This is a genomic window from Micromonospora sp. NPDC048930, from assembly GCF_043197935.1.
Classification (GTDB): domain Bacteria; phylum Actinomycetota; class Actinomycetes; order Mycobacteriales; family Micromonosporaceae; genus Micromonospora.
Window position 1 is genome coordinate 59464 of the sequence record NZ_JBICUB010000022.1, and the last position, 21541, is coordinate 81004.

General features: G+C 73.9%; 23 protein-coding genes and 1 tRNA gene. 9 read left to right on the forward strand and 15 right to left on the reverse strand.

Translation table 11 applies throughout. The annotated features are described in order from the left end of the window. Positions 1-68: 68 nt before the first annotated feature. The 3 genes from ACGFI9_RS34085 to ACGFI9_RS34095 all read left to right on the forward strand — a co-directional run bounded on the left by ACGFI9_RS34085 (position 69) and on the right by ACGFI9_RS34095 (position 2777). Positions 69-809: an SDR family NAD(P)-dependent oxidoreductase gene (locus ACGFI9_RS34085; protein ID WP_393184647.1), complete on the forward strand. Its 741-nt coding sequence runs from the start codon at positions 69-71 to the stop codon at positions 807-809. Positions 810-909: 100 nt separating this feature from the next. After that, the gene (locus tag ACGFI9_RS34090) at positions 910-1413 is read left to right on the forward strand and encodes a SigE family RNA polymerase sigma factor (protein WP_393184649.1); all 504 of its coding nucleotides are present in this window, start codon (positions 910-912) and stop codon (positions 1411-1413) included. Continuing rightward, positions 1410-2777 (forward strand): hypothetical protein, encoded by a 1368-nt coding sequence (locus ACGFI9_RS34095; RefSeq protein ID WP_393184651.1) that lies wholly within the window; start codon positions 1410-1412, stop codon positions 2775-2777. The genes ACGFI9_RS34090 and ACGFI9_RS34095 overlap by 4 nt, the downstream gene beginning before the upstream one ends. Here ACGFI9_RS34095 and ACGFI9_RS34100 read toward each other — a convergent pair. The 6 genes from ACGFI9_RS34100 to ACGFI9_RS34125 all read right to left on the reverse strand — a co-directional run bounded on the left by ACGFI9_RS34100 (position 2749) and on the right by ACGFI9_RS34125 (position 9135). Next, positions 2749-3546 carry an alpha/beta fold hydrolase gene (locus ACGFI9_RS34100; protein WP_393184653.1) on the reverse strand — a complete coding sequence of 266 codons (798 nt, stop codon included), beginning with the start codon at positions 3544-3546 and terminating at the stop codon, positions 2749-2751. The genes ACGFI9_RS34095 and ACGFI9_RS34100 overlap by 29 nt on opposite strands. Positions 3547-3648: 102 nt before the next feature. Next, positions 3649-4131 carry a GNAT family N-acetyltransferase gene (locus tag ACGFI9_RS34105; protein WP_393184655.1) on the reverse strand — a complete coding sequence of 161 codons (483 nt, stop codon included), beginning with the start codon at positions 4129-4131 and terminating at the stop codon, positions 3649-3651. Between the two features lie 229 nt (positions 4132-4360). Beyond that, positions 4361-5845, reverse strand: coding sequence for an NCS2 family permease (locus ACGFI9_RS34110; RefSeq protein WP_393184657.1), 1485 nt, complete (start codon positions 5843-5845; stop codon positions 4361-4363). 240 nt (positions 5846-6085) lie between these two features. Continuing rightward, on the reverse strand, positions 6086-6805 hold the full coding sequence (locus ACGFI9_RS34115) for a Stf0 family sulfotransferase (protein ID WP_393184659.1): 720 nt from the start codon (positions 6803-6805) through the stop codon (positions 6086-6088). Between the two features lie 41 nt (positions 6806-6846). After that, positions 6847-8118 carry an MFS transporter gene (locus ACGFI9_RS34120; RefSeq protein ID WP_393184661.1) on the reverse strand — a complete coding sequence of 424 codons (1272 nt, stop codon included), beginning with the start codon at positions 8116-8118 and terminating at the stop codon, positions 6847-6849. A 111-nt stretch (positions 8119-8229) separates the two neighbouring features. Continuing rightward, on the reverse strand, positions 8230-9135 hold the full coding sequence (locus ACGFI9_RS34125) for an aminoglycoside phosphotransferase family protein (protein ID WP_393184721.1): 906 nt from the start codon (positions 9133-9135) through the stop codon (positions 8230-8232). Positions 9136-9292: 157 nt separating this feature from the next. Here ACGFI9_RS34125 and ACGFI9_RS34130 point away from each other — a divergent pair, with 157 nt between their 5' ends. Next, positions 9293-9688 carry a hypothetical protein gene (locus ACGFI9_RS34130; RefSeq protein ID WP_393184663.1) on the forward strand — a complete coding sequence of 132 codons (396 nt, stop codon included), beginning with the start codon at positions 9293-9295 and terminating at the stop codon, positions 9686-9688. Positions 9689-9713: 25 nt separating this feature from the next. Here ACGFI9_RS34130 and ACGFI9_RS34135 read toward each other — a convergent pair whose 3' ends face one another. Next, positions 9714-10415, reverse strand: a complete 702-nt coding sequence (locus tag ACGFI9_RS34135; RefSeq protein ID WP_393184665.1) for an HAD family hydrolase — start codon at positions 10413-10415, stop codon at positions 9714-9716. Positions 10416-10552: 137 nt separating this feature from the next. Here ACGFI9_RS34135 and ACGFI9_RS34140 point away from each other — a divergent pair, with 137 nt between their 5' ends. The 4 genes from ACGFI9_RS34140 (at position 10553) to ACGFI9_RS34155 (ending at position 12953) form a co-directional block, all read left to right on the forward strand. Then, the gene (locus ACGFI9_RS34140; RefSeq protein ID WP_393184666.1) at positions 10553-11011 is read left to right on the forward strand and encodes an SRPBCC domain-containing protein; all 459 of its coding nucleotides are present in this window, start codon (positions 10553-10555) and stop codon (positions 11009-11011) included. Then, positions 11008-11358 (forward strand): ArsR/SmtB family transcription factor, encoded by a 351-nt coding sequence (locus tag ACGFI9_RS34145; protein WP_393184668.1) that lies wholly within the window; start codon positions 11008-11010, stop codon positions 11356-11358. Before ACGFI9_RS34140 ends, ACGFI9_RS34145 begins: the two co-directional genes overlap by 4 nt. Position 11359: 1 nt before the next feature. Further along, a complete protein-coding gene (locus tag ACGFI9_RS34150) occupies positions 11360-11803 on the forward strand; it encodes an SRPBCC domain-containing protein (protein WP_393184670.1) in 444 nt (147 codons plus the stop codon). Between the two features lie 808 nt (positions 11804-12611). Beyond that, complete coding sequence (locus tag ACGFI9_RS34155; RefSeq protein ID WP_393184672.1) at positions 12612-12953, forward strand: hypothetical protein; 342 nt, start codon at positions 12612-12614, stop codon at positions 12951-12953. 669 nt (positions 12954-13622) lie between these two features. On the opposite strand, the gene ACGFI9_RS34160 is transcribed toward ACGFI9_RS34155, so the two are convergent. From ACGFI9_RS34160 to ACGFI9_RS34185, 6 genes are all read right to left on the reverse strand, one after another. Beyond that, positions 13623-13697 (reverse strand) — tRNA-Val (locus ACGFI9_RS34160). Between the two features lie 85 nt (positions 13698-13782). Next, on the reverse strand, positions 13783-14250 hold the full coding sequence (locus tag ACGFI9_RS34165; RefSeq protein ID WP_302762627.1) for a peroxiredoxin: 468 nt from the start codon (positions 14248-14250) through the stop codon (positions 13783-13785). Positions 14251-14329: 79 nt separating this feature from the next. After that, on the reverse strand, positions 14330-14767 hold the full coding sequence (locus ACGFI9_RS34170) for a DUF3052 domain-containing protein (RefSeq protein WP_393184674.1): 438 nt from the start codon (positions 14765-14767) through the stop codon (positions 14330-14332). A 111-nt stretch (positions 14768-14878) separates the two neighbouring features. Next, entirely contained in the window at positions 14879-17650 is a 2772-nt protein-coding gene (locus ACGFI9_RS34175) for a transketolase C-terminal domain-containing protein (RefSeq protein WP_393184676.1), read from the reverse strand. A gap of 51 nt (positions 17651-17701) precedes the next feature. Continuing rightward, the gene (locus tag ACGFI9_RS34180) at positions 17702-18181 is read right to left on the reverse strand and encodes a MarR family winged helix-turn-helix transcriptional regulator (RefSeq protein WP_393184678.1); all 480 of its coding nucleotides are present in this window, start codon (positions 18179-18181) and stop codon (positions 17702-17704) included. 44 nt (positions 18182-18225) lie between these two features. Then, positions 18226-19671: an MFS transporter gene (locus ACGFI9_RS34185; protein WP_393184679.1), complete on the reverse strand. Its 1446-nt coding sequence runs from the start codon at positions 19669-19671 to the stop codon at positions 18226-18228. A 110-nt stretch (positions 19672-19781) separates the two neighbouring features. Here ACGFI9_RS34185 and ACGFI9_RS34190 point away from each other — a divergent pair, with 110 nt between their 5' ends. Next, positions 19782-20552: a helix-turn-helix domain-containing protein gene (locus tag ACGFI9_RS34190; protein WP_393184681.1), complete on the forward strand. Its 771-nt coding sequence runs from the start codon at positions 19782-19784 to the stop codon at positions 20550-20552. Between the two features lie 18 nt (positions 20553-20570). Here ACGFI9_RS34190 and ACGFI9_RS34195 read toward each other — a convergent pair whose 3' ends face one another. Next, complete coding sequence (locus tag ACGFI9_RS34195; protein WP_393184683.1) at positions 20571-20975, reverse strand: secondary thiamine-phosphate synthase enzyme YjbQ; 405 nt, start codon at positions 20973-20975, stop codon at positions 20571-20573. Positions 20976-20998: 23 nt separating this feature from the next. After that, on the reverse strand, positions 20999-21367 hold the full coding sequence (locus ACGFI9_RS34200) for a hypothetical protein (RefSeq protein ID WP_393184685.1): 369 nt from the start codon (positions 21365-21367) through the stop codon (positions 20999-21001). Positions 21368-21541: the final 174 nt, after the last annotated feature.

Consider the following 21541-nt stretch of genomic DNA (forward strand, 5'->3'; position numbering starts at 1 on the left):
CGGCGACCGGTGAACGCGTCGTCCGATCGCCGCCAGACCTCGGCCCACGGGGCGACGAGGCTGGAGCCATGACGACATTGGACGGAAAGGTCGCCCTGGTCACCGGGGGCGGGCGGGGCATCGGCGCCGCGATCGCCCGGCGCCTGGCGGCCGAGGGCGCGGACGTGGCCCTGACCTACGAGCGCGACGCCGAACGGGCCGCGCTGGTGGGCAAGCAGATCGAGGCGGCGGGGCGGCGCGCGCTGGTGCTGGCCGCCGACAGCGCCGACCCGGAGGCGGTACGCGCGGCCGTGGACCGCACGGCCGCCGAGCTGGGCCGGCTGGACATCCTGGTGAACAACGCGGCGGTGTTCCTGGTCGGGTCCGTCGACGCGCTGGGCATCGACGAGCTGGACCGGACGCTCGCGGTCAACGTGCGGGCGCCGTACCTGGCGGCGCAGGCGGCGGCCCGGCACCTGGGCGCGGGCGGGCGGATCATCAGCATCGGCAGCAACGTCGCCCGCCGGGCCCCCTTCCCTGGCCTGGCGCTCTACTCGATGAGCAAGACCGCGCTGATCGGGCTGACCAAGGGGCTCGGCCGGGAGCTGGGGCCGCGGGGCATCACCGTCAACCTGGTGAACCCCGGTCCCACGGACACCGACGCCAACCCGGCGGACGGGCCGAACGCGGAGGCCATCGCCGGGCTCACCGCTCTCGGCCGGTACGCGGCACCGGACGAGATCGCGGCGGTGGTGGCCCACCTCGCCGGTCCCGACGCCGGGTACGTCAGCGGGGCGGTGATCGACGCCGACGGCGGCTTCGCCATCTGACCGGGATCGGGCGGGTGCGGACCTCGACTCCGCACCCGCCCGCGCCGCCCCCAACCATTCGCCGGACATCTGGCGTCTGTACTGGACGAGGGGGGTGGGCATGTCGGAGACGTTCCACGAGTTCGTGGTGCAGCGTTCGCCCGCGCTGTCCCGGACCGCGTACCTGCTCAGCGGGGACCACCAGCTCGCCGAGGACCTGTTGCAGAGCGCCCTGGCCCGGACGTACCGGCACTGGCGGCGGGTCCGCGACGGCGACCCGGAGGCGTACGTGCGCCGGGTCATGTACCACCAGCAGGTGTCCTGGTGGCGCCGGCGCCGGGTGGCGGAACAGCTGGACCCGGCACCGGCCGAGCGGGGCGGCGGCGACCACACCGACGCCACCGCGCTGCGGCTGAGCGTGGTGGCGGCGCTGCGCCAACTCACCGCGCGGCAGCGGGCGGTGGTGGTGCTCCGGTTCTACGAGGACCTGACCGAGGCACAGGTGGCCGAGGTGCTGGGCTGCTCGCTGGGCACGGTCAAGCGGCACGGGCACGACGCCGTACGCCGGCTCCGCGACCTCGTCCCCGACCTGGTGGAACGGACGGCGGAGAGGAGCGGGCGATGAGCGTACGGCTGCGGGAGGCGTTGCGGGAGGCGGCGGCCGACGTGCCCGCGTACCGGGTGCACGAGCGCGCGGTGCGGACCGCGCGCCGGACGCGGCGGCGGATGGCCGCGGGCGTGGCCGCGGTCCTGGTGCTGGTGGCGCTCGTGCCGCTGGTCGGGCGTGGCGGCGGCCCGGGGCCGGAACCGACGCCGGCCGGCACGGACGGGCCGGCGCTGCCCGACCGGATCGGGCTGCCGGTGTTCGGGGCGCTGCACGCCACCGACCGGCCCCGGCTCGGTCCGGCCTCGCTGATCTTCAGCGGGCAGGCGCGCGGCCTCACCGGGCTGCTGGACGAGAACGGCACCATCGGCATCGTGGGCGCCGAGGCGGACCGCTACCGCACCCACGAGGTGGGGTACGAGGCGCCGGCCGGCGAGGAGGTGCTGCTCTCCCCCGACGGCCGGCGGATCGCCGTGCCCGGTGGCAGCAGCGAGCACCCCCGGATCGATCTGGTGGACCTGGTCAAGGGGGTGCAGCGGCACCTGCCCAGCGTGGTGCCGGGCAGCGTCACCAGCCAGCCCGCCGGCTGGGCCCCGGACGGAAAGTCCCTGGTGGTCCGGGACGTCGTGCCGGCCAACCCGGAGGGCAGCGCCTACCGGGACGTCCTGAGCCTGGTCCGGCTGGACGGCGGCGGCGCGGTGCGCCTGATCGAGACCGAGCAACTGCCCATCTTCGGCAACCCCGTGGCGTTCTCGGCGGACGGCAGCCGGCTGGCCTGGCGGGTCGGCGACAAGGTGCTCATCGCCGGCAGCGACGGGCGGAGCATCTCTTCCTTCCCGCTGCCGCCCGACACGGGGCTGGCCGGCAAGGGCGCCTGGCTGCCGGACGGCACGCTGGCGCTGGTCGGCAGGGACCCGGACAGCACCCGCTGGCGGGTGCGCCACGTCGACCCGGCCACCGGGCGGGACCTCGGCGCGCTGGCGCTGCCCGCCGTCACCGGGGTCACCACCATCCGGCTGCTCGGCTGGCGGCCGGACGGGTCCGCGCTGGTGGTCGCGTACCGGCCGGAGCCGGCGGCGCCCACCCGGTTCGACCAGCCACTGGAGATGGACCAGCGGACCGCGTACGGCAATGTGCGCTCGGTGGCGGTGCTGGCCCTGGTGCCGGGGGCCGCCGCGCCCACCACCGTGCTCACCGCGCCGGAGCAGGTGCTCGCGATCGACGTCGCGGACCAGGTGGTCCACTCCGGGCGGGTGCGCGACGCCGACCCGCCGTGGGGGGTGGGCGGCCGGTTCTGGTGGTGGACCGGGCTGGTGGCCCTGGTGCTGCTCGCCGGTTTCCTGGTCCGCCGGGTGGTCACTCGGGCGCGCGGACCTCGTGGGTGAGGAAGGGCAGCACGGCGGCGGGCAGCGCCGGTGCGCCGACGATGTCGTAGTGGGTGAGGCCGGGCAGCACGGCCAGCCGGGACGCCGGCCGGTTGCCGCCGTCCCAGCCGGCGTCCCGGTGCCCGCCGCCGAGCAGCCCGAAGAACTCGGCCATGTGGTGGACCGGGATCGAGTCGGCGTCGGCGTAGACCAGCAGCACCGGCAGGGCGAGGGCGGCCACCTCGGCGGACCAGTCGTACTCGCGGCGCAGCAGCTCACCGGTCTTGACCCAGAGCGTCGGCCAGTCCTGCGGGCGCGGCGCCACCCGCTCGTAGAGCTCGTGCGGCGGGGTGCCGCGCATCTGCTCGGCGACCTGCGCGCCGTGGGCGGCCATCGCGGCCAGCACCTCCGGGTACCAGCCCTGCCGCCGGCAGGGCGTGGAGACCAGCACCAGCCGGCGGACCAGCGCCGGATGCTGGATCGCGGTACGCAGGGCCACCCCGCCGCCGAGCGAGTAGCCGAGCAGGTCCGCCTGCGGCAGGTCGAGGTGGTGCAGCAGCGCGGCGATGTCGTCGGCCATCGACTCGTGGCGCAGCGGCCGGTCCACGTCGGCGGTCCGGCCGTGGCCCTGGAGGTCGACGGCGACCACCCGGCGGCGGGCGGCGAGGACGGGCAGGATCGGCGCGAACATCTCCACCGACCCGTAGCCGCCGTGCAGCAGCACCAGCGGCCGGCCGGTGCCGTGCAGCTCGTACCAGAGGCGCACCCCGTTGACGTCCGCGTAGCTCATGTCCCCTACAACGAGGGTGGCCGGCCCGGCGGCGGTGGCGCCGCCGGGCCCTTCGGTGCGTCTGTTGTCGCCGGGGCGACAACAGACGCACCCGGAGTGGGGCTACTCGGCGACGTACCGGTGCAGCGGCCCCTCGTCGGAGGCCACCGTGCCGGTGTGGCGCAGACCGGCCTTCTGGAGCACACGGACGGACGGCGCGTTGGCCGGGTTGACGGTGGCGAAGACCTCCGCCACCCCGGCCACGGTGCGGGCGAAGGCGACCAGCGCCCGGACCGCCTCGGTGGTGTAGCCCCGACAGCGCCGGGACGGGACGATGCCGTAGCCGAACTCGACCGCGCCGTCGAGGACCGGCAGCTTCAGCCCGATCCCGCCGACGGTCAGGCCGGTCTCCCGTTCGATCATCTGAAAGTGCCCGTGCGGCCGGTCCGGCTCGCGGGTGAGCAGGCCGGCGATCATCCGGTCGCCCTCGAAGGGGTAGTCCGCCGCCCAGTGCGGGCGGCGCTCACCGGCGACGACGGCTTCGGCCTCCTCGGCCGGCCAGTGGCGCAGTACGAGACGGTCGGTGGTCAGGTCAGGAAAAGACAACGCGAAACTCCCAAGGTCGTGGAGCGACCCGGGCCGCGGTGTCTCAGTCAGTCAGCGCGCGACCCGGAGAAAGGCATGGTGGAGGAAGCTCATGGCGATCCATGGCCTCATCTCCCCCTGCGCCCACGACGGTCGCGTGTCCGCGCGTTCGCACTGTATCCCATGATCCGGATACGCGGCGCCCCCGCTGCCTCGGGCCGGGGGCAGCGGGGGCGCGACGCAGGACCGGTCAGCTGACGCCGGTGACGGCCTTGACCAGGTTGATGGCGAAGTAGATCACGAACGCCGCGGCGACGGCCCATAGCAGCGGGTGGATCGAGCGGGCCTTGCCCTGCGCGATCCGGATCGCCACCCAGCTGACGAAGCCGGCACCGATGCCGTTGGTGATCGAGTAGGTGAACGGCATGAGGGTCATGGTCAGGAACGCCGGGACGGCGACGCCCACGTCGGTGAAGTCGATGTCCTTGACCTGGCGGATCATCAGCGCGCCGACGATCACCAGGGCCGGGCCGGCGGCCTCGCTCGGCACCAGCGACACCAGCGGGGTGAGCAGCAGCGCGCCGAGGAAGAGCACGCCGGTGACCACGCTGGTCAGGCCGGTACGGCCACCGTCCGCGATGCCGGAGGAGGACTCCACGTAGGTGGTGGCGGAGGAGGCGCTGCCCGCGCCGCCGGCGACCGCCGCGACACCGTCGACGAAGAGCACCTTGCCCAGGCGGGGCATGTCGGTGCCGTCCTCGGTGGCCAGGTTGGCCTGCTTGGCCAGGCCGACGGTGGTGCCCATGACGTCGAAGAAGTCGGCGAGCACCAGGGTGAAGACCAGCAGCAGCGCGGTCATCACGCCGACGTGCGCGAACGCGCCGAACGAGACGTTGCCGATCAGGTGCAGGTCGGGCCCCTTGACCAGCGGGTCCGGCAGGGTCGGCACGTTGAGGCGCCACCCGTCCGCGTTGGGCTTGCCGTCAGCGGTGAAGGCCCCGCCGGGCTTGGCGAACGCGTTGACGATCACCGCCACGACGGTGGTGGCCACGATGCCGATCAGCACGCCGGCCTTGACCTTCTTGGCGACCAGGATGCCGGTGACCAGCAGGCCGACCAGGAAGACGACCGTGGGCCAGCCGTGGAGGGTGCCGTTGGCGCCGGAGCCGAGCTGCAGCGGCACGCCGGTGCTGGCCCGGACGAAACCGCCGTCGACGAAGCCGATCAGCGCGATGAACAGGCCGATACCGGCCGCGATGGCGGCCTTCAGCTCGGCCGGGATGGCCCGGAAGACGGCCTTCCGGAAGCCGGTCAGCACCAGCACGGTGATGATCAGACCTTCGATCACCACCAGGCCCATCGCCTCGGCCCAGGTCATCTGGGAGGCGACGGCGTACGCGACGAAGGCGTTCAAACCCAGGCCGGTCGCCACGGCGAACGGGACCCGGCCGACGACACCCATCATGATCGTCATGACCGCGGCGACGAGGGCGGTGACCCCGGCGACCGGCGCGATGCCGAGCAGGTTGCCGTCCTTGTCCGGGGCGGTACCGATGATCAGCGGGTTGAGCACGACGATGTACGCCATCGTCGCGAAGGTGGTGAGCCCGGCGAGCACCTCGCGCCTGACCGTCGAGCCCCGGCGGGTGATCTCGAAGTAACGGTCGAGGCGGCCACGTGCGGCGGGTTCCGCCGGCTCGACCGGGGCAGCAGGATCCTGCGTAGTCACGCTCATGGCGTGGACTTACTCCGTTCCGGGTTGGCCCGCCGGACGCGCCGGTCGGGCGGTGGGGGTGCAGCCGCTCCGATTCGGTTGGCCCGGAGAACGTCGGAACGGCTGGGCTCCACGGATCCCCGTGAAGCACTACGAAGCCGCACCCTGGTCGGGACGCGACTTCGCAGCGCCCACTCTAACCGCCGGGTAACGGCGGATGACCTGCCCCTACGCGTCGCGCCGACACGGAGGTGGCCAAGGTCACTTCCGGGACCGGTGGCGGGCGATCCAGTCGGCGTTGAGCGCGTCCGCCTGACGCCGGTGCCGGGGACGGATCGCCGCGCCGGGCGGCAGCGCGCGGCCGAGGACGTCGAGGATCCCGAGGGTCACCCCGGTCGGGTCGGCCGCCAGGTCCTCGTAACGCACCCGGTGCGGCGTGATCCCGTACGCGGCGAACCACTCGTCCCAGGCGGCCTGGTGCGCCGCGATGGTCCCGAGCAGCTCGTCGACGCCGTCCGGGTCGTAGACGGGTGCCCGGCCGTTGCCGCCCGCGTCGCCGACGTACCAGTGCTCCGTCTGCTCGGCGCGCAGCCAGGACACCGCCTGGGCCAGCACGTCCTCGCGGCGCAGGTGCACGAAGGCGGTCCGGCCGAAGGCGCGGCGCAGCAGCGCGTCGTCCGCACCGGCCAACTCGGGGTGCACGCCGGCCAGGCCCTCGACCACCCGGTCGAGGGTGCCCCACATCAGCTTCGCCCCGAACACCCCGTTGCCGGTCCGGCCGGCCGCCAGCGCCGCCCGGACGTAGTCGTCGTACCCCCAGCCGGCGGCGAGCCCCCAGCGGTCGGCCCAATGCCCCTCGTCCGGCACCCGGAAGTACGCCTCCGGACACCCCGCGACCCCGGTGGAGGCGAGCAGGCCGCAGAGCAGCGAGCTGCCCGTACGCGGCGTGGCACAGATGAAGTACGCGTCGACGTCGGCCATGCGCCGAGCCAATCGACCGGTGTGCACGTCCGCAACCGAATTCACCGGGCCGCGGGGGTCGGCACCGCCTCCTCCGCGACGATCTCGGGCAAGCGGGCGGTGCGCAGCGGCGAGAGCACGGCGACGGTGGCCGCCACCGCCATGCCGGCGACCCCGATCCCGATCGTGGCCCGATGGCCGACGTGCTGGGCGAGCAGACCGCCGACCGGGGCGCCGACGGTCAGCATGCCCCAGTTCAGCGAGCGGATGGTGGCGTTCATCCGGCCCTGGAGACGGTCCGGGGTGACGGCCTGCCGGTAGCCCATCTCGTTCGGCCCGCTGATCCCCAGCGCGCACCAGACCACCACCTGCGCCGCACCCACCATGAGCCAGCCGGCGCGGCCGGTCACGGCGAGCGCCGCCAGGCTCCAGCCCACCGGCTCGACCACCCGTTCCAGCAGGATGGCCCGGCCCACGCCCCACCGGCCGACCCGGTGCGACAGCGCGTTGCCGAACACCGCACCGACGCCGCCGAGGGCCAGCACCACGCCGAGGCCGAACGCCGCCCGCTGCTCGCTCATCCCGGGGTCGAGTCCGCGTACGACGAGGAGCGTGAACCCGGTGGACGCCACGCTGGCGAAGAGGAACCGGGCGTGCAGGGTGAGCGCGTACGGCGCGAGCACCGGGTGTCGGTAGACCCAGGACAATCCCTCCCGCAGCTCGTGCCCAAGGTGGCGGCGGGCCGGCGCCGGGGCCGGCTCCGGCCGGCGGATCGTCGTCAGCAGCAGCCCGGAGACCAGGTAGGAGACCGCGTCTACGAGCATCGCCACCGGTGCGCCGACCGCCGTCACCACCGCGCCACCGAGGAACGGGCCGGTGGTCTGGGCCACCGAGGCGCTCTGCTCCATCCGCGCGTTGGCCCGGGTCAGGGCGGCGGGCGGGACGAGCCGGGGCAGGTACGACTGGTGGGCGGCCTCGTGCAGCAGCGACAGCGCGCCGAGGACCGCGACCAGGACCAGCAGCAGGGGCACGCCGAGCAGGCCGAGCAGCGCGAGCGCCGCGATCAGGGTCAGCAGCCCGGCGCGGGCCAGGTCGGTGGCGACCAGGATCGGCCGCCGCCGGTGGCGGTCGGCCACCACGCCGGCCAGCAGGCCGAAGAGGAGGTACGGGGTCCAGCGCGCGCCGTTGACCAGCCCCACCTCGGCGTCGCTGGCGTCCAGCGTGACGATCGCCAGGATCGGCAACCCCACGGTCGTCAGGTACGTCCCGAAGGTGGAGAGCGTGTCGGCCGCCCAGAACCGCGCGTACCCGGGATGGGCGGACAACCGTGTCATGATCAAGACCGTAGCCCAGGCCGGTCTCCCCCGCCGCCCCGCGCTCAGCCCGCCGGGCGGCCCGCAGGGGAAACCGGCGCAGCACGCGAGCCTGCCAGGCGGCGGCGACAGCTATCGGGCGCCGGCATCCACCTCGATGGCGTGGAGGCGGGACCGGCACTCACGCACGAAGGCCGGGTACGTGTCCCGGTAGTAGGAGACCCCGCTGATCGCGACGGCGACCGCCCATGCCCGGGCGCGGAGCCACGTCGCCTCGTCGAGACCCACGGCGTCCCAGTAGGCCCGTCGGGCCTGGGGCGGAAGATCCCACACGGTGGCGTGTTCGGCGTCGGGGAAGCCGACCGAGAGGCCGCCGAAGTCGATGACCGCGTGCAGCCTGCCGTCCCGTACCAGCAGGTTGGTGGGTCTGAGGTCGCCGTGCAGCCACACGTGCGGCCCGGTCGGCTCGGGCAGGGCGAGCGCGTCGCGCCACAGCTGCCGCAGGAACGCGACGTCGAGGTCGAGGTCCGGAATCGCCCGGCAGTCGTCGAAGCAGCCGCTGATCCAGCGGTCGCAGGCACCCAGGCTGCCGCCGCGGTACCAGCTCAGCTCGCCCTGCCGGGCGGCGCCCATCAGGTCCACCGAGTGCAGGCTCCGCACGGTCGCGGCCAGGTCGGCGCCGAAGGCCGCCCAGTCGGTGACCGTTCCCGGACCGACCTCCTCGCCGTCGATCCAGCGGTACACCGACCATGGGAGCGGGAACGCGGAGCCGGGCGTACCGGCGTGGACCGGCTCCGGGACGCGGGAGGGCAGATGCGGTCCCAGGCGCGGCAGCCAGGTCTGTTCCTTCCGTACGTCCTTCGCCTTGTCCGGCGTGCGCGGCAGCCGGACGAGCAACTGGTCGCCCAGCCGGTACATGCTGTTGTCCGTACCCGAGCCGGCGGCCGAGACCGGCAGGTCGGCCCACTCCGGCCGCTGTTCCCGCAGCAGCGACCGGACGACCCGCTCGTCCACCGGGATCTCGTTCTCGTGCACCATCACGTCCGGCAGCCTGGCCCCCGGGCGTCGATGCCGCCAGCGATTTCCGCACCGCAGCCCACGACGGTGCCGCCGGCCGGCGGGCTGTCGGGTGCTTGACCTCACCTGCCATCGTGGACCGGATCGGATGTACGTCCTGTGCTGTCGGGGAGGATCGATGGAAAGGGCTGGCTGGTCGCTCCCGGCGCTGCTCGTCGGGATCGGCGTCGGCGCCGTGGGCGGTGCCCAGGTCGGTACGGCCGCCATCTGGCCCGGCGTCGTCGCGGGCGTCGTCGGCGTGGGGCTGTCGCTTGTCGGCTCGCGACCGGCCACCATCAGCGAGGAGGCGAAGGCTCAGCCGCCGGGTGAGGGCACGGGACTCTCCGGGCTGGGCTCCCGGGTCGAGCAGATCCTTCGCCTGGCCGAGCGGCAGGCGGACGACCACCGGGCCAGGGCCGAGCGCGAGGCCGAGCGGACGCTGGCGGAGGCCCGGTCGGAGGCGCGCCAGATCCTGGACCGGGCGCGCGCCGAGGCGGCCGGGTTGGCGGAGGCCCCGAAGCCGGCGGCCGAGTAGGGCACCCGGCGCCGGCGTCACCGCGTCACGCTGATGTGCGCCCCGGCGCCTCGACCCCCGTAGCCGACGGCTCGCGCAGCAGCGCGGGCAGGTCGCCGAGGGTGGGGAACGCGGCGCCGCCCCAGGTCGGGTCGGTGTCGTTGTGTTCCGTGGTCCGGAACACGGTCATGCCGACCGCCGCCGCGCCGGCCAGCTCGCCGTCCGCGCCGTCGCCCACGAAGACACACTCCGCCGGCGCGACGCCCAGCCGTTCCGCGGCCGTGCGGTAGATCGCCGGGTCGGGCTTGGCCAGCCCCACCTCGCAGGAGAAGACCGCCACGTCGAAGCGGCGGGCGAGCGGGCTCTGCGGCCACGCCTCGGCCGTCTCGGAGGTGGCGTTGCTGATGAGCGCCAGCGGGTGCCCGTCGTCGCGCAGCGCGTCGAGCACACCCAGGGTGGCGGTCGAGACGCGACCCAGCACGCGGCGCGCCAGCGCTCGCCGATGCTGGCCGGCCCGGGTCACCTGTTCGTCGGTCGGCGTGCCGCCGAGTTGTCCGGCGAGGATGCGGACGGTCTCCTCGACATCCCAGCGGACCAGCCGCTCACGCCAGCTGGCGTGGTACGCCGCGACGAGCGCGGCCGGTGCCACCCCGACCATGAGCGCCATCTCGCCGACCACCCGGTCGCGCTCCTCGTCGGCGCCATTCAGCAGGGTGTGGAAGAGGTCGAAGATCACCGGCCGGGACATGTGGGCATCGTACTGAGCTGGGCGGCGCAGTCGGGTTGCCTACCGTCACCACAGCCCTCGACACGCAACCAAAGGTTGCGCGTTGAGCGGACGCCGTTGTAGGGTTACGCAACCAAAGGTTGCGAAAGGTTGGTGTCATGGAGCACGGAACCATCGAGCGGGCCATCCATGTCGACGCGTCACCCGAGGTGGTCTTCGAGGTGATCAGTCGACCCGAGCACATGCGCGAATGGTGGCCCGACGACGCCCGGTTCGAGCCGGTCGCGGGCGCGCCCGGCGAGCTGGTGTGGCGCAACGCGGACACCGGCGAGACGACGACCGTCGCACTCGCCGTCGTCGAGGTCGATCCCCCGAAGCGGTTCTCCTTCCGGTGGTGCTTCGCGGACCCGGATCGGAACGGGCAGTCGCTGCTCGTCACCTTCGACCTGGCCGCGACCGGTCAGGGGACCCGGGTCCGCATGACCGAGACCGGGTTCCGCGAGATGGGCTGGGAAATCGCCGTCCTCGAGGCGCAGTACCGCGACCACGAGAGCGGGTGGGACCACTACCTCCCGGCGCTGGGCACGTACGTGGCGCGGCTGGTCGCCACCTCATGAGCACGGCGATCGACGACGACCTGTGGTCGGCGATCGGTGACCCCATCCGGCGCACGATGATCGACCTTCTGCTGTCCGGGGGACCGGGCACGGCCACGTCACTGAGCGAGCGGCTGCCCGTCACCCGCCAGGCCGTCTCGAAGCACCTGGCCGTCCTGGACCGGGTCGGTCTCGTGCACGCCGCGCCGGCCGGTCGCGAGCGTCACTACCAGGTCGACGAGGCGCAGCTCGCCCGAGCTGTCGCCCAGTTGTCGGCGGTCGGCGCCACCTGGGACGCCCGACTCCGCCGGATCAAGCGGATCGCCGAGGCGATCGAACGTAGCCGCACCAACAACCAAGGAGAATGAGATGGTCGACATCCTGCACCGGGTCGGCGTGGTCGCTCCGCTCGACGACGTCTACCGGGCAGTGGCAACTCCAGAGGGCATCGCCGGCTGGTGGACGACCGAGACCACGGGCAAGAGCGAGGTCGGCGGGCAGTTGGCCTTCCGGTTCGGCGACGTCGGTGGCTTCGACATGGAGGTCCTGGAACTCGATCCCGCCGGCCGCGTACGGTGGCGGGTCACCGACGGCCCCGAGGAATGGATCGGGACCGAGATCGACTGGCGCCTCGACCAGCGCGGCGAGTACACGATCGTCCAGTTCGCACACGAGGGCTGGCGCGAGCCGGTCGAGTTCATGTACCACTGCAGCACCAAGTGGGCGACGTTCCTGTTGAGTCTCAAGGAACTCGTGGAGACCGGACGCGGCAGGCCGGCGCCGGACGACGTCAAGGTCAGCGACTGGCACTGATCCGGCGACGAGCTTCCCGAGGCGGTGACGGATCGGGTCGCGGGCACCGTCCCGGGGGGGGTGATCTTCCCGGGACGGTTTCGGTGGTGACGAAGGGTGGGCGCGGCAGGTTTCGAACCTGCGACCCCTCGCTTGTAAGTTCTGGGCGCGTCGTCCGGCGGCGTCTCGGACCGTCTCCCGCCTCGGCCGACCGTCCGTGTGACGCTGGCCCCGGTCATCTCTATCCGGCCTGGTTACTGTCACCGCTGCTGTCGCCGCAGTGCGGCCCAGCAGAGGAACGCCGGCCCCCGCCACAGAGAAGGTCCCCCCGAGGCCCCACGACGCCGGGCTCCCTCTAAACGGATGGTCGCCCACCCAAGCTCGATCATGAGGACACCCAGGCCGAACACCAGAAACCACATACCCAACTGAGCAACCTGCTTGGACGTCGGCCGCGCGCCGGGCTTGGTCATGCAGTCATGGAAGCACGCCCACCCACTGCCGGCCATCCCCCGGTCACCGGCCCGACGGTCATACGTTGAAGCGGAACTCAGGATGGCTCTGCGCCGACCTGGGGTTACCTAGCTCGTGCCCTGGTCAGCCCGCCTTTGCTGTCATTACCGTTACTGTCGACAGCCGCCCCGCCCTATGGGGTGGGCGCCTGCGATCCTCGAACCAGCCCTGACCGCATCAGCCGACGGCCTTGCTTTACAACGGCTTACCCGTCACCATCACCCTGCACCTTCTGGCCCAGGGCCCCCGCCGACCATGACCTTTACCAACGCCTTCGGTTCGGGCTTGGACTGACGGCTTCTGGAGGTAGAACATCTTGTTCAAAGCCGTCATTGTGGTGCTGGTGACTATTGCGGGGTTGGCTGCAATAATCTGGGTTGCCAACTGGCCCTTCAACACCCCGTGGGAGAAGGAGCTCAGTCCCGAAGAACGTCGGATTAACGCCGCGCACAATCGGCGTCATCACCGCCGTGCGGCACGCGGGATATTGGCCATTTTTGCCGTCGTGTTCGGGATTGCATCGGTGAGCCTTTTGTCAGGCCCAAAAGGTGATCCCTTCGCGGCGTTAGTCATGGGCGTCTGTTCGGTTGTGTGCGCCGGCGTGTTCGGTGCCCTGATCAAGAGGGGGCGCGGGCGGCGGTCTTCGACACGGCGATGAACTCTTTTGGCTCAGAGCAGCACCTCACGCTTGTCCATTCTGTAGCGACCAACTTGCCATCCCGATGCCATCGACCCGCCCTATTGGGGAGCGAGGCCCCGCTCCTTCATGCCCTCAAGACGGCCTTGACGGCAGGTTCGGACGCTGGCGGGTCGGGCGGTGGTCTGCTCGGCTTGCCCGGGTCGGTGGCAGGCGGGATGGCCTACCGCAACCACCACGGACGGTGACCGGCCGGCGGTGCCCCGGCCATCCTGGAGCCGGAGCGCCCCCGCCAGAGGCGCAGTGACCGCGACCCCGCGAGCGCCGCCAGCTCGCCGACGCGGCCGGCGTGCGCTCCCCTACGCCGCGCGGGCTCGTGGCCGCGCGGCCCGGCCGGCTGCCGGCCCACCACCACCCGGTCAACGCTACTGTCGTTCTGCGGCGGCCCTCCGGGCTTCCCGCTCTCCGCGCCAGCCGCCGGGCATCAGGCGTGACGGCCGCAGAGCGACAGCGGCAGCGGCCGGCGCGCGCCCAGGCGGCGGCGCGTGCGGCCCGTTGCGGGCCGCCTTGATGTCATGCGGCAGGCGCTCGGAAAGCTCGACGGACGACTCTCGTAAGCGCTACTGCTGTCACCGTTGCTGTCACCGCCCCGGGGAATGATTTTCCGGGGCGGTTTTCACTGGTGGTACGTGGTGGGCGCGGCAGGTTTCGAACCTGCGACCCCTCGCTTGTAAGGCGAGTGCTCTCCCACTGAGCTACGCGCCCGGAACGCCCGTACGGCGGGCCGGAGGTTGGCAAGCAGCTTACCTGCCGGCCTCCGGCCCGGTCGAACGGCGTGCCTGGGGTGGGATCAGGCGGCGACGGCCTCGGCGAGCGCCTTGCGCCAGCCCTGCTGGTCCCGGGCCTCGCCGGGCATGTTCATCTCGGCGAACCGGACCACGCCGGCCTTGTCGATCACGAACGTGCCCCGGTTGGCGATGCCCGCGACGTCGTTGAAGACGCCGTACGCCTGGGCCACCGCGCCGTGCGGCCAGAAGTCGGCCAGCAGCGGGAACTGGTAGCCCTCGCGGTCGGCCCAGATCTTGTGGGCGTAGACCGAGTCGACGCTGACGGTCAGCACCTGGACGTCGTCGTTGACGTACTCGTTCAGGTTGTCCCGGACCTCGCAGAGCTCGCCCTGGCAGATGCCGGTGAACGCGAGCGGGTAGAACACCAGCAGCACGGTGCGCTTGCCGCGGAAGTCGGCGAGCCGGACCTCCTGGTTGTTCTGGTCCTTGAGCACGAAGTCGGGCGCCTCGGCGCCAACCTCGATCGGCATGCGTACTCCTCGGGTCGGGTCTGGAGATGATCAGCCTGCCACACCCGGGACGACGCCCGCCGGGTGTGGGTCGGGCCGGCTACTTCTTGCTCTTCGACCCGCGCCGCAGCACGAGGCGGGCGCCGCTCCAGTCGCGGCCCGCGTTGATCGTGGAGGTCTGCTGGAGGCCGGCGGTCTGCGCGCTCTCCGCGACCTCGCTCGGCTCGACGTGACCGTCCCGGCCGGCCTTGGGCGTCAGGAGCCAGACCACGCCGGCGTCGGCCAGGGGTCCGAGCGCGTCGACGAGGAGCTCGAAGAGGTCGCCGTCGCCGTCGCGGTACCAGACGAGAACCGCGTCGACCACCTCGTCGGTGTCCTCGTCGACCAGTTCCCCACAGCGGTCGGTCAGGGCGTCCCGGAGATCCTGGTCGACGTCCTCGTCGTACCCCATCTCCATGACGACCATCCCCGGCTCGATCCCGAACCGGTCCGCCAGGCTGCGTACCCCGTCGGCGGCCTGACCAGCGGTCGCGCTCACTGTCGCGTGCCTCCTCATCTCATCCCTGCTCGCGGCGTCCTTCGACGCCGTCGGGCCAAGTCCACACAGTTGTGGCTCCCCGCGCAAGTGGCGCACCGGGTGGAACGGAATTTACCGTGCCAGCAGCGTGCGGGCACCCTGGGTAATGGCTTCCTCAGAGACCAGAACCTGACGCGCCGCCGGACCTAATGGTACAAACGAGTCAAGTCCGGCCACCCGTCGCGCCGCGCCGACGTATCCGGCGTCCACCAGGGCCGCGATCACCCCCTCGCCCACCCCGCCGGAGCGACGGGTCTCGTCGACCACCAGCACCCGACCGGTGGCCGAGGCCTCCCGGATGATGTCCGCCACCGGCAGCGGCGCGATCCAGCGCAGATCCACCACCCGGGTGCCGATCCCCTCGTCGGCCAGGGTGGCCGCCGCGCGCAACGACATCCGTACGCCGTTGCCGAACGTGATGATCGTGACGTCCTCGGCGGAGCCCACCCCGTACACCCGGGCCCGGCCGACCGGGACGTGCCCGGCGGCCCACGCCCCCGGCTCGGCGTACTCGCCCAGCCACTCGCCGTCGCCCTCGGCGTAGAGGTCCCGGGTGTGGTAGAGCGCGATCGGCTCCAGGAAGACCGAGACGGTGCCGTCCACCGCCGCGGCGGCCAGGCAGGTACGCAGCATCGGCGCGGCGTCGTCGGGCCGCGCCGGCACCGCGATGACCAGCCCCGGCACGTCCCGGAGCACGGCGAGCGAGTTGTCGTTGTGGAAGTGGCCGCCGAAGCCCTCCTGGTAGGCGAGCCCGGCGACCCGCACCACCATCGGGTTGCGGAACGCGCCCCGGGAGAAGAACCGCATGGTGGCCGCCTCGCCCCGCAGCTGGTCCTCGGCGTTGTGCAGGTACGCCAGGTACTGGATCTCCGGCACCGGCAGCATCCCGGCCACGCCGGCCCCGAGCCCGAGCCCGAGGATCGAGGTCTCGTCCAGCAGCGTGTCGAAGACCCGGGCCGCGCCGAACCTGTCCCGCAGCCCCTTGGTCACCCCGTACACCCCGCCCTTGGCGGCGACGTCCTCGCCGAAGACGGCCATCCCCGGGTGGTCCAGCATGCCGTCGGCGAGCGCCGCGTTGATGCTCTGCGCCAGGGTGAGCGGTCCGGCCCGCTCCGGCAGCCGGCCGCCGAACGCCTCGGCCCGGGCGCCCGCGCCGGGACCGGCCGCGCGGGCCGCCGCGTCGGCCACCGCCCGGGAGACGCGGACCGGCCGGCGTGGGGCCAGCTCGGCCACCACCTCGGCCGGGGAGGTCAGCTTCGGCTCGTCGAGCACCTCCTCGGCGAGCCGGCGGATCTGCCAGCCGCGCTCGTCGTACCGGGCGAGCAGTTCCTCGCCGCCGGCGAAGCCCGCCTCGACCAGGATCCGCGCGGTGGCCAGCAGCGGATCCCGCGCGGCGTCCGCGGCCAGTTCCGCCGGGCTCCGGTACGCGGTCTCGGCGTCCGCCCCGGCGTGCCCCATCAGCCGTACGGTGCGCAGGTGCAGCACGGCGGGGCGGCGGTGCCGGCGCACCCAGGCGGCCGCCTCCCCCGCCAGCCGGTACGCCTCGACCGGGTCGGTGCCGTCGGCCGCGAAGTAGCGGATGCCGGGCTTGGCGCGCAGCGTCGCCTCGACCCAGCCCTGCGGCGAGCGGACGCTGATCCCGAGGCCGTTGTCCTCGCAGACGAAGAGGACCGGGATGCGCAGCCCGGTGTGGTCGTACCAGCCGGCGGTGTTGAACGCGGCGGTGGCGGAAGCGTGGTTGACCGAGGCGTCGCCGAACGAGCAGACCACGATGGCGTCCGGCGGCCAGGGCGAGCGGGGCGTGTCGTCCCCGTCGGGGCGGCGGGGGTTGCCGACCCGGCGCAGCCGCTCCAGGGCGAGCCCCATGCCGACCGCGCGGGGCAGGTGCGAGGCGATGGTGGAGGTGGTCGGGATGACGGCCAGGTCGGCCCGGCCGAACACCTTGTGCCGGCCGCCGGCGATCGGCTCCCGCGCCGAGGCGACCATCCCGCGCAGCACGTCCCGGGCCGCCTCCGCGTACGCGTCGTCGGGGTCCGGCGCGGGCAGCGGCGGCGCGTCGACGGTGGCCTCGCCGGCGGTGGCCACCACCACGGCGGCGCCGCCCGGGAGGCTCTCCCCGCCGGCGGCGTCCGGGGCGGACCGGGTCGCCACCGCGCCCGATCCGGCCGGCTCGGACGCCGCGTCGGCGGGTTCCGGGGCCGCGTCGGCCGCAGCCGGGCCGGCGGGCGTCTCCGGCGTCTCCCCCGGCGCGGACGAGGGCTTGCCCTCCTCCCCCGGCTCGATGTCCTGGCCGCCGGCGCGGTTGGGAGCGCCCTCCGCCGCGTCGTCGTCGGCGGCTCGCGGATCCGGGATCCGGGCGACCGCGCCGGATCCGTCCGCGCCGGTCACCTCGACCGGCTCGGCGTCGTCCCCGACCGGCTCGGGCGGGGCTCCGGCGGTCAGGTCCGGGCCGGCCGCGGCCTGCGGGGCCGGGTCCGGGCCGACGGTGGGGACGTCACCTGCCGCCTGGGCGGCCCGCAGGCAGTAGAAGGCCCCGGAGCGGTAGTGCAGCAGGGCCGGGTCGGTGGGGCGCAGCGCGGCGGCCACCGCGGCGTTGCCCTCGTGCCCCGCCGAGCCGATGGTGTAGTACCCCTCCCCGAAGCTGCGCAGCCAGCGCCCCGCGAGGTCCAGCAGCCGGCTGGTCACCTGCGCGTCGAAGAGGGCCAGCGCCTGCGCTCCGGTCAGCGGGGCGCCGTCGGACAGCCGTTCACCCAGGTCACGCCGTCGGGCGGGGGCACCGAGCTCGCCCAGGGCCGCCCGGAACCGGTCGTCGAGATCTTGCGGGGTGGTCACGTCGGACAGCATTACCGACGAGGGGCCAGGTCGCCCACCCGGACACGTTCCGCCCGGGCGGGGTCAGTCCTCCCCGCACTGCTCGGGGCAGCCCCCGTCGGAGACCTTCCAGACCAGCTCACGCAGGCTGGCGAGCTCCTCGGTACCGAGCCCGTCGAGGAGTCGGGAGTCCGACATGACCCGGTGCACCCGGTCGCGTACCCGCCGGCCGGCGTCGGTGACCACGAGCGTCTTCTGCCGCCGGTCGGCCGGGTCGACCCGTCGCTCCACCAGCCCGGCGTGCTCCAGCTTGTCCACCAGGGCCGTCACGTTGGACCGGTCGCAGCCCAGCTGCTCGGCCAGGTCGCGGGCCGGCAGCGGCCGGTCCGGGTCCAGCTCGTGCAGGGCCCGGGCGGTCGCCGGGGTGAGGCCCAGGCCGGCGATCTCCACGTCCTGGTGGTGCCGCATCGCGGCGGCGATGTGCATGATCCGGCGCACCGCGTCGCCGGCCAGGGCGGAGCGGTCGGCCCGGTCGGGGCCGGCAGGAACGGTCGGTTGCGCCATGGTTCACATGCTACTTGCCCCACCCCGCCCCGGTGATCATGAAGTTACCGCTCCGGCACGCCGGCCGGCCGGGCGACACCTTCGTGATCAACGCGGGCGGGGGTGGGGCGGAGGGTGCGGCGGGCGGCCAGGGCGCCGGTCAGCAGGAGGGCGGCGGTGAGGGCGGCCGGGGGGAGGGACAGCGCGGCGCCGGTGCGTCCGGTGCCGGCCAGGGCGAGATGGAGGCCGCCGATCGCGGTCACCCCCAGGACCGCGGCGAGCAGGGTGCCGGTGGAGACCAGCGCGGAGAGCGCGGCGGCCGAGGCGACCGGCACGATCCCGGTGAGCCGGCCGACCAGCGGGCTGAACGAGGCCGCGTGCGCCGCGCCGCCGGCCAGCAGCAGCGCGCTGCCGGCCACCCACGGCCAGCTCTCCCGGGCGGCCCAGGCGAGCACCGTCACCACCGCCGCCAGGGCGAGCGGCCCGAGCACCGGCAGGACGCCCCGGACCCGCTCCGGCAGGCGGGGCACCGCCAGGCCGCAGAGGGCGAAACCCGAGGCGTACGGGAGGAAGGCCAGTCCCGCCGCCAGGGCGGTGAAGCCCAGCCCGTCCTGCAGGCGCAGGGTGAGCACGAAGAGGAACCCGGCGTAGCAGCCCATCACCACGCAGCAGGCCGCCAGCCCGGCCGCCACCCCGGGACGGCGGAGCACCGCCACGTCGAGCAGCGGGTCCCGGCCGCGCCGGGCGCGGCGGACCTCGTACCCGAGGAAGAGCCGGAGCCCGACGGCGCCGGCGGCGACCGCGACGGCCCGGATCCAGCCCGGCCAACCCAGGTCCCGGCCGAACACCAAGGGCACGACCAGGGCCAGCATCGCGGCCGAGAGGAGCACGACGCCCGGGATGTCCAGGCCCTCCCGGGCGGGCGCGGCGGCCGGCGACCCGGCGAGCACCCGGCGGGCGACCGGCCACAGCAGCAGCCCGACCGGCACGTTGACCAGGAAGGCGGTCCGCCAGGTGAGCCCGCCGAGGTCGAGGGTGACCAGCAGCCCGCCGACGACCTGCCCGGCGGCCACGCCGAGCGCCAGCACCATCGAGTACGCCCCGATCGCGCGGCTGCGCGCCGCCCCGGTGAAATGCGCCTGGATCAGCGACAGCACCTGCGGCACCAACAGCGCGCCGGCGGCGCCCTGCGCCGCCCGGGCGAGCACCAGGGCGACCGGCCCGGGCGCCAGCCCGCAGGCCAGCGAGGCAAGGGTGAACCCGGCCAGGCCGAACCGGAACATCCGGGCGTACCCGTGCCGGACGCCGAGCCGCGCGCCGGTGACCACCAGCACGGCGAAGGTCAGGGTGTAGCCGGCGAGCACGAGCTGCTGCACGGCCGGCGGCCCGGCCAGGTCGGCCCGGATCGCGGGTGCCGCGACGGCCGCGATCGAGGTGTCCATGGAGGCCATGGCCTGCCCGGTCAGCAGGACGGTGAGCAGGGCGGCGCTCCGCCGCGTCGAGTCGGTCACGGCGGCAACGCTGCCGCCCGTCCCCGTCGCTCGTCTTGTCGATCCTTGCGGCGCCGGCCGCCCCGGCCTCGTGGGCCGTTCCGGTCACCCGGGCCGCCTACGCTGACCGGGTGCGTACCGCCACGCCGCTGCTCCGGCACCCGGACTTCCGGGTGACGGCGGTGCGCTGCCGGGACGACCACACCGGCTGGTCCGCGCCGGAGCCGGCCACCGCGTACGGGCTGGTGCTGACCCGGCGGGGCGGCTTCCGGCGGGCGGGGCGGGGCGGTGACGAGTTCGTCGAGCCCACCGTGGCCTACCTGACCGTGCCCGGCGAGGAGGAGCGGTTCGCCCATCCGGCGGGCGGGGACGACTGCACCTCCGTGCACCTCTCCGAGCGGCTGTGGCGGGAGCTGTTCGCCGACCGTCCGGTGCCGGCCGCGGTCCACGTCGACGCCCGGGTCGACCTCGCCCACCGGCTGCTGCTGCGGGCCGGCGCCGACCCCGGGTTCGCCGCCGCCGAGCGGCTGGTCCGGCTGATCGCCGCGGCCACCGGGCCGGCGGTCGAGGCCGGCGCGCGGAGTCGCCGGCTGGTGGAGCGGGCGCGGGCCGCGCTGCACGACGACCACCCCGACGCGGCGGGCCTGGTCCCGCTGGCCCGGTCGCTCGGCGTGTCGCCGTACCGGTTGAGCCGCGAGTTCCAGGCGCTGGTCGGGGTGCCGCTGACCCGCTACCGCAACCGGCTGCGGGTCGGGCGGGCGCTGGACCGGCTGGAGGGCGGGGTCGACAGCCTCGCCGCGCTCGCCGCCGAGCTGGGCTTCGTCGACCAGGCGCACCTGACCCGCACGGTGCGCGCGCAGCTCGGGCACACCCCGGGCCAACTGCGCCGGCTGCTGCGCTGACCTCTGGAGCGGGGCGGGTCAGGCGGGGAGGAAGGAGAGGCGGACCTTCCGGGTGGGGTTGTCGCCGTTGGTGTCGACCAGGCAGATCGACTGCCAGGTGCCGAGCTGGAGCCGGCCGCCGAGCACCGGCAGGGTCGCGTACGGCGGGACGAAGGCCGGCAGCACGTGGTCCCGGCCGTGCCCGGGCGAGCCGTGCCGGTGCCGCCACCGGTCGTCGGCCGGAAGCAGGTCGTCGATCGCCCGCAGCAGGTCCTCGTCGGAGCCGGAGCCGGTTTCGATGATCACCAGCCCGGCGGTGGCGTGCGGCACGAAGACGTGCAGCAGGCCGTCGCCCTGGTCGGAGACGAAGCGCTCGGCCTCGGCGGTGATGTCCCGGACGGTGGGCCGGGAGCCGGTCTGGACGCTGATCACCTCACTGCGCATACGGCGCATTCTGCCGCAGCCGCTCAGGAACCGCCCCCGCCGCCGCCACAGTCACCACCACCGCCGCCGTCCCCGCCGCCCCCGCAGTCGCCGCCGCTCCAGTCGAACGAGAAGTCCGCGCCGTCCGTGCCGGAGTGGGTCGGCGTGCCCGGGAACCAGGCCGGGCCGGTGCCGTGGCGCCCGGCGCGCCGGGCCGGGACGAGCTGCCGGTCGCGGATCATCCCCACGCCGACGAGCATCAGCAGCACCCCGACGCCGGCTCCCAGCAGCGGCGCGGGGCCCCAGTCCCCGGCAGTCGCGATCCCGGGCACGAGAATCGCGGCGGAGACCGCCAGGCCCAGGAGGCCCACGCCCGTCAACGCCCCACCCACCAGTACCGGTCGCCCACGCATGTCGGCAGGGTAGCCGGACGGGTCCAGGCGGCTCCGGCCCCAGCGCACCCGGTGATCGCACAAAGTTACTGGTGAGTACCTGTGTTCAGCGTCGCGTCTGGGGGAGGGAGACGTGACGACTAGCGTCACGAGGGGGCAGGATGGCGCTAGAGACCTATCCCACACAGAACCGAG

What these genes read in the sequence shown, in the direction of transcription:
- ACGFI9_RS34085 (WP_393184647.1), top strand. Translation starts at nt 69, where the DNA reads ATGACGACATTGGACGGAAAGGTCGCCCTGGTCACCGGGGGCGGGCGG.
- ACGFI9_RS34090 (WP_393184649.1), top strand. Translation starts at nt 910, where the DNA reads ATGTCGGAGACGTTCCACGAGTTCGTGGTGCAGCGTTCGCCCGCGCTG.
- ACGFI9_RS34095 (WP_393184651.1), top strand. Translation starts at nt 1,410, where the DNA reads ATGAGCGTACGGCTGCGGGAGGCGTTGCGGGAGGCGGCGGCCGACGTG.
- ACGFI9_RS34100 (WP_393184653.1), bottom strand. Translation starts at nt 3,546, where the DNA reads ATGAGCTACGCGGACGTCAACGGGGTGCGCCTCTGGTACGAGCTGCAC.
- ACGFI9_RS34110 (WP_393184657.1), bottom strand. Translation starts at nt 5,845, where the DNA reads ATGAGCGTGACTACGCAGGATCCTGCTGCCCCGGTCGAGCCGGCGGAA.
- ACGFI9_RS34115 (WP_393184659.1), bottom strand. Translation starts at nt 6,805, where the DNA reads ATGGCCGACGTCGACGCGTACTTCATCTGTGCCACGCCGCGTACGGGC.
- ACGFI9_RS34120 (WP_393184661.1), bottom strand. Translation starts at nt 8,118, where the DNA reads ATGACACGGTTGTCCGCCCATCCCGGGTACGCGCGGTTCTGGGCGGCC.
- ACGFI9_RS34125 (WP_393184721.1), bottom strand. Translation starts at nt 9,135, where the DNA reads ATGGTGCACGAGAACGAGATCCCGGTGGACGAGCGGGTCGTCCGGTCG.
- ACGFI9_RS34130 (WP_393184663.1), top strand. Translation starts at nt 9,293, where the DNA reads ATGGAAAGGGCTGGCTGGTCGCTCCCGGCGCTGCTCGTCGGGATCGGC.
- ACGFI9_RS34135 (WP_393184665.1), bottom strand. Translation starts at nt 10,415, where the DNA reads ATGTCCCGGCCGGTGATCTTCGACCTCTTCCACACCCTGCTGAATGGC.
- ACGFI9_RS34140 (WP_393184666.1), top strand. Translation starts at nt 10,553, where the DNA reads ATGGAGCACGGAACCATCGAGCGGGCCATCCATGTCGACGCGTCACCC.
- ACGFI9_RS34145 (WP_393184668.1), top strand. Translation starts at nt 11,008, where the DNA reads ATGAGCACGGCGATCGACGACGACCTGTGGTCGGCGATCGGTGACCCC.
- ACGFI9_RS34150 (WP_393184670.1), top strand. Translation starts at nt 11,360, where the DNA reads ATGGTCGACATCCTGCACCGGGTCGGCGTGGTCGCTCCGCTCGACGAC.
- ACGFI9_RS34165 (WP_302762627.1), bottom strand. Translation starts at nt 14,250, where the DNA reads ATGCCGATCGAGGTTGGCGCCGAGGCGCCCGACTTCGTGCTCAAGGAC.
- ACGFI9_RS34175 (WP_393184676.1), bottom strand. Translation starts at nt 17,650, where the DNA reads ATGCTGTCCGACGTGACCACCCCGCAAGATCTCGACGACCGGTTCCGG.
- ACGFI9_RS34180 (WP_393184678.1), bottom strand. Translation starts at nt 18,181, where the DNA reads ATGGCGCAACCGACCGTTCCTGCCGGCCCCGACCGGGCCGACCGCTCC.
- ACGFI9_RS34195 (WP_393184683.1), bottom strand. Translation starts at nt 20,975, where the DNA reads ATGCGCAGTGAGGTGATCAGCGTCCAGACCGGCTCCCGGCCCACCGTC.
- ACGFI9_RS34200 (WP_393184685.1), bottom strand. Translation starts at nt 21,367, where the DNA reads ATGCGTGGGCGACCGGTACTGGTGGGTGGGGCGTTGACGGGCGTGGGC.